Genomic DNA, 13,093 nt, shown 5'->3' with positions numbered 1-13,093 from the left:
ATCCGACCGTCCCGAACCCATGACGCGCAACATCTCGTATCAAAAGCCGGGTGCGGCCGACCGGTTCAGCTTGACATACTTCATATGGGTGATGCTGGTCGGGCTTCTCTTTGCATTCGGTCGCGATCTGGACCGCATCTTCAATCTTTATCTGGCACTGGTACCGGTGCTTTTCTTGCCGGCTATCGCCGTCACGGTCTATTGCACGGCCGCTCTGATCCGCAATCTTTGGCGGTGGCGGTGGCGGCGCGTGACCTCAATCCTTGTGGCGCCGATCGCTGCCTGTCTCATCTTCGCGGGCGCGCGAGCGGCCGGCATTAGCTCCGAGCTGATACGCTTTGAGATCGGAAGGCACTACTATATCGCGCAGGTCGAGAAGCTCCCACAGGCGGGTGAGCCCCGCCTGGCGACGTTCGATTGGGGGCAAACCGGCGGGGTCGGCGTTGCAAACTTCATCTATACGCTCGTTTTTGACGAGGCTGACGAAATCGCCCGCGCGCCTGCACAGCGCTCGCTTGCGTGGCACGATCGGGCGAACCGGCGATGCCCAGGCACGCCCCTGTGCTCAGCGTTGGACCCCTCTTCAGGTTTCTCAATTACAGTCAGGAAACTCGACGGTCATTTCTATCTCGTGACCGAAGGTTGGTAGGGAGATCGACCGCGCTGGTTTGCACAGCGACTATTTTGACGGGCCTGGTTTTACCGGGCATGATCGGCCATTCGAAGCAGGGGGATTTTTGCATGCTCAGGTGTCGTTTAGCGGTTGTGTTCGGCGCCTTGCTGCTTGCCACCCCATCCTATGCTGCCCGCTGCGGCGGCAGTTTTCCCACCTTCGTCCAGTCCATCTCGCAGGAGGCGGCGGCGGCCGGCATTTCGCAGGACGTGATCTCGTCGGCGCTCGGCGGGGTGCAGCAGGATGGCGGGGTGCTCGCCTTCGACCGGCGGCAGCGCTACACCTTCAACAAGACCTTTGAGCAGTATGTCGCAACCCGCGTCGGTGCCGGGCGCATCAATGGCGGCCGCGCCATGCTGCAGCGTCACGCCGCGCTGTTGTCGAAGATCGAGCAGCAATACGGCGTGCCGCGCCAGATCCTGGTCGCGATCTGGGGGCTGGAGACCGATTTCGGCAAGGGCGACATGGGCAAGCTGCCGGTGTTCCGCGTGCTCGCCACGATGGCGCATGATTGCCGCCGCACCGACCTGTTCCAGGGCGAGCTGCTGGCGGCGCTCAAGATCGTGCAGCGCGGCGATCTTCGTTTGAACGACATGATCGGCGCCTATGCCGGCGAGATCGGGCAGACGCAATTCCTGCCGTCGTCCTACATCAAATACGGCGTCGATTTCGACGGCGACGGCCACGTCGACCTGCGCCACTCGGTCGCCGACGTGCTGGCCTCGACCGCGAACCTCCTGCACACCAACGGCTTCAAGATGGGCGCGCCCTATGGCGAAGGCAGCGCCAATTTCGAGGCGATGCGCGAGTGGAACAGGGCGGTGATCTACCGCAAGACCATCGGGTATTTTGCCGATCAGCTCGTGGGGCGGTGAGGAATATCCCGCCGTCGTCATTCCGGGGCGCGCGAAGCGCGAACCCGGAATCTCGAGATTCCGGGTTCAGCCCTGCGGGCTGCCCCGGAATGACGGAATGAGTGGCCCTCCATGGAAACCATCGGCAGCCAAAAGATCTGGTCGTTCTTCGACCGCCGCGGATGCCAGATCGCGAAGAACGCGGCGGTGCGGGAGGGGCCGGGCCATCGCGTCGGCTCCTATCTCGAACTCGCCACAAAAATCGCCGAGCTGCAATTCCTCAACCGCGACCATGTGCTGCTGTTTCGCGGCCAGGGCGCCGACTTCAGGAACGTCAAGCGCAACTCGTCGCTGAAGCCGACGCTGTTTCGCAGCGGCCATGGCAATCCGGATCAGGCGACGCTGGTGGCGCGGTTCGCGACGCTCGCTCGTGCCGAGCAGGTCCTGATCGCGGAGTATGCGAAGGCAAAGCTGCTCGGGCTGGAGCGGCTGAAGCGGCATCGCATCCTGCGCTGGTCGATCCTGCAGCACTACGAGGTCTGCACCACGCCGCTGCTCGACGTCACCCATTCGATCCGGATCGCTGCGTCGTTCGCTTCGCTGGCGGAGACCGGCACCGCGTTCCTCTATGTGCTCGGCGTGCCGAATTTGAGCGGCGCGATCACCGCCAGCGCCGAGGCCGGCCTGCAGATCGTGCGCCTCTCCAGCGTCTGCCCGCCGTCGGCGGTGCGGCCGCATATCCAGGAGGGCTATCTGCTCGGCGAGTATCCGGAGATGTCAGGCACCGCGCAGAAGGAAAACTATTTTCCCTATGAGATGGATTTCGGCCGGCGGCTGGTCGCAAAATTCGCGTTCGCGCCGGCGTCGTTCTGGAAGAACGACAATTTTCCGCAGGTGACGAAGAGCGCGCTCTATCCGTCGGAGAAGAGCGATCCGCTGTTCCGGTTGGCGCTTGGGGTGAAGAAGCAGTTGGGCGGGTGAGGCGAGCTGCGGGGGCGTGACTCACATGCTGCAACACCCTGAGCGTCGTCCCGGGCAAGCGAAGCGCGACCCGGGACCCATAACCACGAATGCCCGTTATGTACGACGCTGTGGCCCCAGCGGATTTCAACAACCAACCCCCGTGGTTATGGGTCCCGGCTTTCGCCGGGACGACGATGGTGTACGCGGCGCCCTTGCGCGCTGCCGTCGCGCATTCAACTCGCTCGCGCCGCATCCCGCGCCATCCGCCGCGCTGCGGTTTTCTCCATCTGCCGCTGCATCACCTTCCAGTAGGTGCCGGGGAGGAAGCGTTGCAGAAGGTCCATCAGGCGAGCGTCCTTGCCGATCAGGATGCGCGGCTGGTTTTTCTCGATGCCGGTGATGATGCATTGCGCGGCGTCGGCCGGCGTGGTCCTGGCCAGCGAATCGAAGCGCTCGATCGATTGCGCGCGGCGGGCATTGTCGGTGATGCCGCTTCCGGTGCGCGAGTTGCGCGCGATGTTGGTGGCGACGCCGCCGGGATGCACCACGGACAGCCGGACGGGACTGTTCCCCACCGCAAGCTCATGGCGCAGGCTTTCCGAGAAGCCGCGCACCGCGAACTTGGCCGCGCAATAGGCGCTCTGGCCGGGCGGGGCGAGGATGCCGAAGATCGAGGAGATGTTGACGATATGCGCCTCGCGCTGCCGCGACAGAAGCGGCAGGAAGGCGCGGGTGCCGTGCACCACGCCCCAGAAATTGATGTTGAACAGCCACTCCATCTGCGCCTGCCCGATCTCGCCGAACTCGCCGAGCAGCCCGACGCCGGCATTGTTGACGAGGATGTTGAGGCCGGGATGCGCTGATACGGCGGCGTGCGCGAACGCCGTGATCTGCTCCGGCTCGCTGACATCGAGACGGTGCACGCTGACCTTGCGCGGGCCTGCTTTCGCGATCTCGGCAGCCACCGACTGCAGGCCGGCCTCGTCGCGGTCGGCGAGCGCCAGATCACAGCCGCGCTGCGCAAGTTCGAGCGCAAGCGCGCGGCCTATGCCGCTGGCGGCTCCGGTCACGGCGGCGGCGGATCCAGCGATCGCGGTCATGTCGGGTCAGCTCCATCTCAACAGGGGGCGCGGTGGCCGTGCGGGAACACGGCGGCTGTCCCCACTTTTCTCAAATTGGAACCGAACCATCCAGTGATTTTAGGCATTGAACCCGTGCTCGCTCTGAAAAACTGCAATCAAAAGGGAGGCCCAGCCATGGGATATTCTATGGGACAGTCGAGGCCCCACCGTGCGAAGGCCCTGGTCGTCGAGGACGACCCGATGCAGCGCGAGATGATCGAATTACTGCTGGAGGAGAGCGAGTTCGACGTCATCGCCTGCGCGAGCGCGGAAGCCGCCGAACTGGTGTTGCAGGGCAACGGCGACAATGTCGTGCTGATGATGACGGATGTCGAGCTGGCCGGAAACATGACCGGCGTCGAGCTCGCTTATGCCGCCAAGCGATACAACCCCGATCTCGATGTCGTCGTCACCTCGGGCCGGCCGCTGCGGCAGCGCCTGCCCGATGGCGCGCTGTTCTGGGCCAAACCCTGGGCACCGCTGGATGTGATCCGCCTTGCCGAGACGACGGCGTCGGCGCTGTCCGGCCGTGGGCCGCGCGGGTCTTCATAACGCTGGTCGTCATAACGGAGTTGTCAGCGCGGGCGAGCTGCGGCCGGCCGGCCGCCGCTTCCGCCGCCCCGGACGCCGTGATATTGGCGGCTGATGTCCCGCCCGTGGTCAATCATCGCACTGGCCTGGTTCGTGCTCGCGGTCGCGGCTCCTGCCGCGGCGGCGGAGGCGATTGTCAATTTCCCGTCGCTGGACGGTGCGACCGACCTGATCGGCCATCTCACCCGTCCCGAGGGCGACGCGCCGCGGCCGGCGGTGGTCCTGATGCACGGCTGCTCCGGCCTCAACGACAAAAAGGGCCGCATCTTCGGTCTCTACCGCGCCTGGGCGCGCGCGCTTGCCGTGCAGGGCTATGTCACGCTGATCGTCGACAGCGCGACGCCGCGCGGTCTCGGCCAGACCTGCTCGCGCGGGCCGGACGCCCGCCGGATGTGGCGCGACCGGCCGAAGGACGCCTACGGCGCGCTGCAATATCTGCAGGGGCAGCCGTTCGTGAAGCCTGACCGCATCGCGCTGATGGGCTGGTCGCAGGGCGGCGGGGTGGCGCTGCTCTCGATCAACGACAAGAGCATCGGCCGGCCCGCCACGCTGGCGCAGGATTTTCGGGTCGCGGTGTCGTTCTATCCCGGCGTGTGCGCCGACATCTACCAGTCAAGGCCGTACACCAATGTCGAGCCGGACAGCTGGACCACAAGGGTGCCGCTCTTGGTGCTGATCGGCGAGGCCGACGTCTGGACGCCGTTCAAGCCGTGCGACGCCTTCATCGCGGCGGCCAAGGCGCGCGGCAATCCGGTCGAGCTGAAGAGCTATCCCGGCGCGGTGCACGCCTTCGACGCGCCGAACCTGCCGCGCACCGAGCTGCCGCAATATCAGATGCACGACGGCTCAATTCCCGTGATCGGGACCGATCCCGAAGCGCGCAAGGATGCCTTTCCCCGCGTGCTGGACTATCTGAAGCAACATCTGGAATGACGTGCCCCCGTGAGGATTTGAAATGACCTGGTCCTTCCTGCTGACCACCCTGATCGTGGTCGCTTCGCCCGGCACCGGCGTGCTCTATACGCTCGCGGTCGCGCTGACCCGGGGCTCGCGGGCGAGCGTGGCGGCGGCGTTCGGCTGCACGCTCGGGATCGTGCCGCAGATGATCGCGGCGATGCTGGGGCTCGCCGCCATCCTGCACACCAGCGCATTGGCGTTCGCGGCGCTGAAATGGGGCGGCGTGGTCTATCTGCTCTACATGGCCTGGCAGGCGCTGCGCGAGCGCGGCGCGCTCGCCGTCGACACCGAGATCAAGCCGCGATCGAGCGGACGGGTGATCGTGACGGCCATCCTGATCAACATCCTCAATCCAAAACTGTCGATCTTCTTCCTGGCCTTCCTGCCGCAGTTCATCGCCGTCGACGAGCCGCATCCGCTGGCGCGGATGGTCGAGCTCAGCGGTGTGTTCATGGCGATGACCTTTGCCGTGTTCGCGGTCTACGGGCTGTTCGCGGCGTCGGTGCGTGACCGCGTCATCACCCGGCCGAAGGTGATGGCCTGGCTGCGGCGGAGCTTTGCCGCGGGCTTTGCCCTGCTCGGCGCCAAGCTTGCCTTCGCGGAGCGCTGACTGCGCCTAGCCTGCGCTGATGCAGGCAATAAAAAAGCAGGCCTTGCGCCTGCGGTGTTGCCCCATCCGTCCGGGGCCGACTCATTTGGATGGTGTATTTGAAGTTGATATTGTTGCGACCGGTGGTCCTGATCTGGATGTCCCGATCTGGGTGCCCGGGCAGGGCAGAGCCGCTACCCGGGCAAGAAACGGGTTACTTCTTCTTGGCGGCCTTCTTCTTCTTGGGGGCCTTTTTCGCCTTCGCCTTCTTCGCTTTCTTAGCCATAGTATCCTCTCAAGGTTTCATGGATTGAAACGCGACTCCGAGGCATGCTTGGCGGAGGGCCAGCCTCGCAACATCCTCAGTAGCAAACTCAGCAGATTCGGAGGCGGCTGCCGCGTGCTGTCACGGCGCTGTCATTGTGTTATCCACAGTTGTTAGCTGTTTTCGCCAGCTTTTTGCCGCGCTACGTGCGCCGCGCGTCACATCCGTCATGCTTAACGATGCGCAAACGGCCGATGCGCGCATCTTCATCAATTCAAAACCACAGCTTGGATTGGAGCATTGCGGGTGACAGTCCGTTAAGCGGCGCGGCCGCATCCTGTCCCGCAAGACAACGGGGATTGTCATTGGGGAAGCGCCCTAGGGGCGGCGGTCATTTCAGGAGAGGCGAGACCGATAGGGGTCTCGAACAGGGGCGATGTTGAGCGTTCCGACGCTTTGGACGGTATTCGTTATCAATTTTCTCGCGCTCGGCCTGATCTGGGCTTATGTCGCGCGCAGCTATCCTGCCTTCGGTACAGCGCAATTCTGGACCGCGTCGGCGTTCGCCGCGGCGGCCGGTGCCGCCTGTGCCATGCTCCGCGTGGTGCTGACGGACTCGCTGCTGCCGCTGCTGGCGGCGGGGACGCTGATGGTGTTCGCCGCCGGCCTTGCCGCGATGGGCATCGAGCGGTTCTACGGCAAGCCGGTGGGCTGGCGCAGCACCATGCTGACCACCGCGCTCACCTTCGCCGGCCTTACCGTCTTCATCTTTGCCTATGACAGCATGCCGATGCGCATCCTGGTCTACACCATCGCGCAGGTCACGCCGTTCGCGTTGACGCTGAAGCTGCTGCTGTCGCCCGAGAACGGCCGCGTCAGTCCCGGCGCGCGGCTTGCCGGCATCGTCGCTTCGCTGCTGATCGGCATCTATGCGCTGCGCCTAGTCGGCGCCCTGCTGCAGCCCGGCGAATTCTCCTTCGTCCGCTTCAGTGCCGGCCAGTCGCTGGTGATCCTGCTGATGGTGTTCCTGTCGATGGCGCTCAATTTCGGCTTTCTGCTGATGGCGATCGACCGGCTGCGCAACGAGGTCGCCGACCTCGCGCTGCTCGACGACCTGACCGGCGTCGGCAACCGCCGCCATCTGCTGCAGCGGCTGACCGAGGAATGCGCGCGCTCCGACCGCAACGGCGAGGCGTTCGCGTTGCTGGTGATCGACCTCGACGGCTTCAAGGGCATCAACGACACCCATGGCCACGCCGCCGGCGACGCCTGCCTGCAGCACTTCACGCTGATGGCGCAGACCAGGCTCCGCCCCGGCGACATGCTGGCCCGCACCGGCGGCGACGAGTTCTGCATCGTGCTGCCGTCCTCGACGCTGCGCGAGGGCGCGATGATTGCCCGCCGCGTGCTGGAGGTCTGCCGCGCCGATGCCGAGCAGTGCACCGGCCAGGACATTCCGATCGCGGTGTCGATCGGCGTTGCGCAATGGAGCCGCGAGATCGGCATGCATCCCGACCGCCTGATCGCCGCCGCCGACCACGCGCTGTACGACGCCAAGAAAGGCGGCAAGAACGGCTATGCGACCTACGAGCCCAAGCTGCCGCCCGAGATCGCCGATCTCGTGGAAGCGACCCTGCGCAAGCGCGCCTGAGCATGCTATCGAGGGACGACACTGGATCCTTCCGTGATGATGTCTCGCCTGCTCGCCGTACTTGCTGCGCTCGTGCTGTCCTCCGCGGCATCAGCTCAAATGTCCGATCTCGCGACCATCGCGCGATCGCAAGGCACGCCTGAGATTCCCGGGTTGAAAATGGTCTGGCTGTCGCCCTGGGGTGACGTCGCCAAGTCCCATCCCTGGCGCAACATCATCGTGCACCAGACCGAGGGCCCGCAGGGCTCGGCGCGGTTTGGCGCAGCAGAGCAGCACAACAACCCGACCCGGCGCGGCGTCATGGTCTGGGTCGAAACCGACGGCACGGTCTATTGGTCGGTCGCGGACAATTTGGTCCCGACCCACACCGACGGCGCCGACCGCAATGACAACAAGTATGTCGACAACAGCAAGACCTATCGGCAGGTGAACAAGGACACCTCGATCGGCGTCGAGTTCGCCGGCAACTATCCCGACGTCACGAAGGGCGCGACCGATGCACAGATCGCGGCGTGGCGGGTGCTGGTGCGGGTGCTGCGCGCGCGTTACGGCATCCCGCTCGACCACGTCTATGCGCACAACTGGATCGACTTCAAGGACGCCCGCTACTGCGAGGGCTGCGCGCTTGCGACCATGGCGCGGCAATGGGGCGAGTAGGGGCGCGTACGCGTCATGTGTGGACGAGGACGCCCGGGCTAGCAAACAGCTGTCATCGCCCGGCTTCGACCGGGCGATCCAGTATTCCAGAGACAGCAGTTATTGCGCGTCCTCTCTCGACCCCGCGCCGTACGGGGTCCCCCGCTTTCGCAGCAGGACGACAGCTTCGTAGCAACCATGAGCTCTTTCGGTTGTGTGCGATTGAATTGTCCGATCGCCGTTGAGACTGACGCCGTGCTCGCGGCCATCAAGGCGTGGCCTGTTGAGGATGAGGATGTGGTGGCATTTGAGCGACGGCCATCCTTGACGGCCGCTGTGCGCGACGTCCTGGTGACGGCAGGTCGGGACGAAGAAACGGCGCCCCGGTCGAACAAAGAAACGCTTCAGGCTGCTGGAACAGCTGACATGTCAGCTTGCCAAGGGGTGCCTCGGGCCACCACGGCGTTGATGAAGACAAGCAGCTTCCTGGCGCAGGCGATCAGCGCGCGCTTGTGACCCTTACCGGCGGCGATCAGTCGCTTGTAAAGGGCGATGAGCTGCGGATTCCAGCGGAACGACGCCGCCAGCGCTGCAGCATAGAGCGCCTCTCGCAGGCGCTTGCGTCCACCGATGATGTGACGAGCGCCAATATGCTCTCCGCTGTCGTCATCATAAGGCGCAAGGCCCGCAAGAGCTGCGGCCTGCTCGCGGCTGATTTGGCCGATCTCCGGCATGCGCACCAGAATGGCGACCGCAGTCGGCAGCCCGGCCCCGCCGACGCTGTAGATCAGATCGAGCCGGGCAGCGAGATCGTGCTGTTCGCGGATCGCTGCCACCAAAGCCTTGAACTCGACGCGTTCGCGCTTGGCCAGGCGGACGATATCTTCCTTCCAGAGCTTTTGGATACGCGCATCGCGACAGCTCTCGAGCCGGTTCTTGAACCGCGTGATATCCTCTCCGATCTGATCGATCAGTGTCAGCTGCCCGGCCAAGGGCGATAACCTTGCGTCAGGGGCCGGGTGGATCTTGTTGACCGCAGCGGCGCAGGCGGCGATCAGCGCGGCATCGATCCGATCGTTCTTGGCACGTTGCCCGCGGTATTTGGCATAGGCACGCACCTGCGCCGGCTGGAACACCACGACGACAAACCGCTTGCGCCGTAACTCGGCGACGACGGCTTGCTCATAGCCACCGCTCGCCTCGATCCCAATTCGCCTGACCTTATGGCGCCCAAGCCACTCCAACAGCGTCTTGTAACCTTCCGCCGTGTTCTCCACCTGCAGCTGCTCCGAGCCGTCATCGAGCGCCACGTCGAGCTTCCGTTTGCCGGTATCGATCCCGGCACAGATTGTGGTACGCTTGGCCATCTTCCTCGACCCTCCCTTGTGATGCGAACCTAAAGTTCGTTCAACCATGCGGGTCCCGATGAAGTGCCGATCGCGATCTTGCTACGAATAACAGCCCTCAAGGCTTCGATGGGTAACGATCCGATCGATCAGCGGCCCAGCCCGGGCGGCCACCCGAGCTGGGCCATTCCTCACGGAACGAGGCCAGTCTAACCCAGCGCGCTAATACAAGGATGGGTGGAGCGAAGCGATACCCATCAACTTCGTGCCGCGCTGTGGGATGATGGGTATCGCTGTGCTCCACCCATCCTACCGACTGCCCGGATTTCGCTCAACCTTACGGAACAAGCGCTCGCGTTAACGACGCTTGGCGATTTCCAGCCTGAGCGAAATCGCTTCGAAGCTTGTTAAAATTTGCTGGGTACCTCTGCCAGCAAGGGATCAGGGGAAGAGAAGATATGGGCAAGCGGGCCAAACGTGGGAAGACTGAGGCGCTCGCGCTACCGGTGGCGGGAAGAGTTGCAATTGGCGCCGTGGCGGCTGTCGCATTGGGGTACGGTTTGCTGTGGCGTCCGGCGAGCGTCCAACCGATACGGAAGCAAGCCGCGCACCAGGTCCCGGCGCCATCGGCTCCGGTGCCATCGGCTCCTATTCACGTAGCGGCGCCGGTTCAGGCTCCTGCGCCAGCTCCGGTTCCAATCCCGGTCCCCGCGCCCCGGATCGAAACGCCAAAAGCCGCTGACGCTCCTGGAAAATTTGTTCGGCAGGTGGTTGATTACGCCAGTCACCAGGCGCCCGGCACCGTCGTCATCGATACCGGAAACACGTTCCTCTACCTCGTTCTGAACGACGGACAGGCGATGCGCTACGGCATCGGTGTCGGTCGCGAAGGCTTCACATGGTCCGGTGAACAGACCGTAGCCCGCAAGACAGAATGGCCGGATTGGCGTCCGCCGGGAGAGATGATTTCGCGCCAGCCTTATCTGCCGCGGTTCATGGCAGGGGGGCCCGGCAATCCGCTCGGCGCCCGGGCGATGTATCTGGGCGATACCGAATACAGAATTCACGGCACCAACAAGCCCGATACGATCGGGAAGCGGGTTTCGTCCGGCTGTATCCGGCTGACCAATGAGGACGTCGTGGACCTTTATGAACGAGTGAAAGTCGGAGCGAAAGTCATCGTGCTTCCGGCCCCCGCGGCCAATCGGCCGTCCCAGGGCGCGCCGCCCGACGCCGCCGTCCGATCACCGGATCTGGTACCGCCGTCGAACCGGCCCTCGGCAACCAGCGCGCAGATGCAATCATCTCGACCGAAGATGGCCGAGGCCCAGTAACTTGATTCCTCTGTCCCGGGTCTCGCGGCGTGGCGGGTGCAGGTGCAGGTGCTGCGCGCGCGTTACGGCATTCCGCTGGAGCGCGTCTACGCGCACAACTGGATCGACTTCAAGGACGCCCGCATTGAGAAGAGCGGACGAAGTTGTTGCATGACGTCGGAGTGTACTAATGAGCCCTTCTGGAGCTTTGATCGCGATCCTGCCGTGTAATGACCTTGATGCGTCGGAGCGGTTCTACAATCGGCTGGGCTTTGCGCGCCCGGACAGCGAAAGGCCTGCTCCGGGAGAGCCGGACACCTATCGCATGCTGTCGAACGGGAAGGGCGGATATTTACATCTGACGGACGCGGTCGAGGGATGGCTAACGCCGGGCAGAAACCCTTTTGGGCTTTATCTATACCTCGAGAGTGTTGATGCTGCGGCGCGCGAATTTCAGCAATCACCCGAAGACAAGCCGTGGGGGATGTACGAATTTGCGATCTCTGACCCAGATGAAACATTGGTCCGTGTCGGTTGGCCAAGCCGTCTCCGCGCCGGAGCGCAATAATTCGTCCGCACTGGCCCTTAGCTGACATGACCAAGTGCGGCTCGTTTGTCCGCTACCGAGGCTGATGCGGACGTTCGTCGGCAGGCGGATCTCTGGGCATGCGTTCTGGATCGAGGTGCGTGCCGAAGCATCATGGCAAAAACGAGCTTCGTAGGATGGGTGGAGCGAAGCGATACCCATCAACCTTGTGCTGCGCGGTGAGATGATGGGTATCGCTGCGCTCCACCCATCCTACAGACTGGATTCCTCCGCAGGGCGGGTCCGGGCAACCGGGGGCCGAAACCACCGGTGCCCGGACGGCGATCAAAAGCGACCACGATCGAGTTTGGTCGTGATCCAAGCCCGCCGGGCCTTCCTCAGGAAAATGCCTTGGGAAGGTCGGCCGAGGGCTTGGTGACGATCTGGTGCGCATCGCGCCAGAGTACCTCACGCTGGCGCGAGGTGGTGATCGTGCGCACCGGCAGGCCGCCCTCTTCAAGCAGCCACGCGCAGTAACGCGCGCGGCTCACCGCCTCGCGGGCTTGAGGATCGAACCAGCAGATGCCCCAGATCGAATCGCGCCGCTTGAAGTGCCGCGCGATGCGTCCCGGGATCGGCAGATGCTCTCCGAACCAGTCGAACTGGTCCGACAGCTCCTGCCGGATCCAGTCGGGACAGTCGTTCCGATAGATATGCCAGGACGCACGAAAGAAGCCGCTCTCCACGCGGCTGTGCGGGTGGATGAGCGGTGTAACGAACCGCAAATACATGACGACACGGCGCGACGCCGTGTTGCGTCACGCCCCTCGTAGCCAAATTGGATGAACGGAAGAACAGCCGCAACGCGGCGTTCAACTCATGACCGGTCGCCGATCACCGATGGGCGGCGGCGTTCAGAACGTGTCGATCTGCATTTCATGCCGCCTCCCTTTGCGAGCGTTGAACAAAGGCGCGATGTCGCGCCGGGGGCGCAGGACATACACCAGCGGCCGTCTTGCGACAAGCGCGCCGACTGGAGGCCGCGCCTCGGAGATGCGACGCTCGCTCAGATCGGCTGCGCCATCCAGCGGAAGAACCGGCTGATGGCGCCGGGCGGCCGCGCCACCTCCGGCTCATCGGGCCGTTCGGCCGCGAGGAAGCGGTCAGAGATGTAGGCCAGGAACTGCATGTCGTTCGGCTCGGTGACGGTGAAGCTCTCGCCGCCGGTGAACACGGTGTAGTCGTAGAAGAACGGACCGACGAACGGCATCGCCGCCGGCGCGGCGGAGTCCTTCGAGAACACGAAGTCGGAGGGCTCGAGCCCGCCCTCGGTCATCGCCCGCTCCAGTGCGGGCAGCTTGCTCGTGAACTCGGCGGAGAAGCCGCCGACGGTCGATTGCAGTGTGATCGGCATCACAACCTCGCATCCGCGCCCGCCCCCGTGGCGATCGCTTCCCGATTGGTCGATCGAGGGGGAGCGGAGGTTCGTGGGCGTCGGCGAAGCGCGTGCTGAAAATCACGCCCAAACAAAAAAGCCGGCGTTGCCGCCGGCTTTCGCGTCTCTTGGCTCGACTCCGCGCGTTAGTGCGCGGCTCCGAGAGCAGCTTT

The 13,093-nt window shown here is 64.2% G+C and carries 14 protein-coding genes and 1 pseudogene; 11 read left to right on the top strand and 4 right to left on the bottom strand.

All coding sequences use genetic code 11. The features are described from left to right. Positions 1–19 precede the first annotated feature (19 nt). The 3 genes from V5279_RS36230 to V5279_RS36220 all read left to right on the top strand — a co-directional run bounded on the left by V5279_RS36230 (position 20) and on the right by V5279_RS36220 (position 2,508). On the top strand, positions 20–649 hold the full coding sequence (locus tag V5279_RS36230) for a hypothetical protein (RefSeq protein ID WP_338691769.1): 630 nt from the start codon (positions 20–22) through the stop codon (positions 647–649). Between the two features lie 92 nt (positions 650–741). Then, positions 742–1,548 carry a lytic murein transglycosylase gene (locus V5279_RS36225; protein ID WP_338691768.1) on the top strand — a complete coding sequence of 269 codons (807 nt, stop codon included), beginning with the start codon at positions 742–744 and terminating at the stop codon, positions 1,546–1,548. A 111-nt stretch (positions 1,549–1,659) separates the two neighbouring features. Further along, entirely contained in the window at positions 1,660–2,508 is an 849-nt protein-coding gene (locus V5279_RS36220) for an FRG domain-containing protein (protein WP_338691767.1), read from the top strand. 215 nt (positions 2,509–2,723) lie between these two features. Here the strand turns inward: V5279_RS36220 and V5279_RS36215 are convergent, their stop codons facing one another. After that, positions 2,724–3,590 carry an SDR family NAD(P)-dependent oxidoreductase gene (locus tag V5279_RS36215; protein ID WP_338691766.1) on the bottom strand — a complete coding sequence of 289 codons (867 nt, stop codon included), beginning with the start codon at positions 3,588–3,590 and terminating at the stop codon, positions 2,724–2,726. A 168-nt stretch (positions 3,591–3,758) separates the two neighbouring features. Here V5279_RS36215 and V5279_RS36210 point away from each other — a divergent pair, with 168 nt between their 5' ends. The 5 genes from V5279_RS36210 to V5279_RS36190 all read left to right on the top strand — a co-directional run bounded on the left by V5279_RS36210 (position 3,759) and on the right by V5279_RS36190 (position 8,321). Then, positions 3,759–4,163, top strand: a complete 405-nt coding sequence (locus V5279_RS36210) for a response regulator (RefSeq protein WP_338701577.1) — start codon at positions 3,759–3,761, stop codon at positions 4,161–4,163. A 93-nt stretch (positions 4,164–4,256) separates the two neighbouring features. Beyond that, positions 4,257–5,135: a dienelactone hydrolase family protein gene (locus tag V5279_RS36205; RefSeq protein WP_338691765.1), complete on the top strand. Its 879-nt coding sequence runs from the start codon at positions 4,257–4,259 to the stop codon at positions 5,133–5,135. Between the two features lie 22 nt (positions 5,136–5,157). Then, positions 5,158–5,769, top strand: coding sequence for a LysE family translocator (locus V5279_RS36200; RefSeq protein ID WP_338691764.1), 612 nt, complete (start codon positions 5,158–5,160; stop codon positions 5,767–5,769). A gap of 680 nt (positions 5,770–6,449) precedes the next feature. Further along, a complete protein-coding gene (locus V5279_RS36195; RefSeq protein ID WP_338691762.1) occupies positions 6,450–7,664 on the top strand; it encodes a GGDEF domain-containing protein in 1,215 nt (404 codons plus the stop codon). 36 nt (positions 7,665–7,700) lie between these two features. Next, the gene (locus tag V5279_RS36190) at positions 7,701–8,321 is read left to right on the top strand and encodes a peptidoglycan recognition protein family protein (RefSeq protein WP_166307297.1); all 621 of its coding nucleotides are present in this window, start codon (positions 7,701–7,703) and stop codon (positions 8,319–8,321) included. Positions 8,322–8,704: 383 nt separating this feature from the next. Here the strand turns inward: V5279_RS36190 and V5279_RS36185 are convergent, their stop codons facing one another. Then, positions 8,705–9,667 (bottom strand): IS110 family transposase, encoded by a 963-nt coding sequence (locus tag V5279_RS36185; protein ID WP_338689915.1) that lies wholly within the window; start codon positions 9,665–9,667, stop codon positions 8,705–8,707. A gap of 437 nt (positions 9,668–10,104) precedes the next feature. Here V5279_RS36185 and V5279_RS36180 point away from each other — a divergent pair, with 437 nt between their 5' ends. From V5279_RS36180 to V5279_RS36170, 3 genes and pseudogenes are all read left to right on the top strand, one after another. Next, positions 10,105–10,980 (top strand): L,D-transpeptidase, encoded by an 876-nt coding sequence (locus tag V5279_RS36180; protein WP_338691761.1) that lies wholly within the window; start codon positions 10,105–10,107, stop codon positions 10,978–10,980. 21 nt (positions 10,981–11,001) lie between these two features. Then, a pseudogene (locus V5279_RS36175) lies at positions 11,002–11,190 on the top strand (hypothetical protein); the annotation flags it as partial. Beyond that, the gene (locus V5279_RS36170; RefSeq protein ID WP_166209588.1) at positions 11,150–11,527 is read left to right on the top strand and encodes a VOC family protein; all 378 of its coding nucleotides are present in this window, start codon (positions 11,150–11,152) and stop codon (positions 11,525–11,527) included. The pseudogene V5279_RS36175 and the gene V5279_RS36170, both read left to right, overlap by 41 nt. 356 nt (positions 11,528–11,883) lie before the next feature. Here V5279_RS36170 and V5279_RS36165 read toward each other — a convergent pair whose 3' ends face one another. Both V5279_RS36165 and V5279_RS36160 read right to left on the bottom strand, forming a co-directional pair. Beyond that, a complete protein-coding gene (locus tag V5279_RS36165) occupies positions 11,884–12,276 on the bottom strand; it encodes a hypothetical protein (RefSeq protein ID WP_338691760.1) in 393 nt (130 codons plus the stop codon). A 275-nt stretch (positions 12,277–12,551) separates the two neighbouring features. Beyond that, on the bottom strand, positions 12,552–12,899 hold the full coding sequence (locus V5279_RS36160; RefSeq protein ID WP_338691759.1) for a hypothetical protein: 348 nt from the start codon (positions 12,897–12,899) through the stop codon (positions 12,552–12,554). Positions 12,900–13,093: the final 194 nt, after the last annotated feature.

Source organism: Bradyrhizobium sp. 26S5 (assembly GCF_036923295.1).
Classification (GTDB): domain Bacteria; phylum Pseudomonadota; class Alphaproteobacteria; order Rhizobiales; family Xanthobacteraceae; genus Bradyrhizobium; species Bradyrhizobium septentrionale.
The sequence above is the reverse complement of the archived record's forward strand: the minus strand, read 5'-3'. Positions and strand labels throughout refer to the sequence as shown.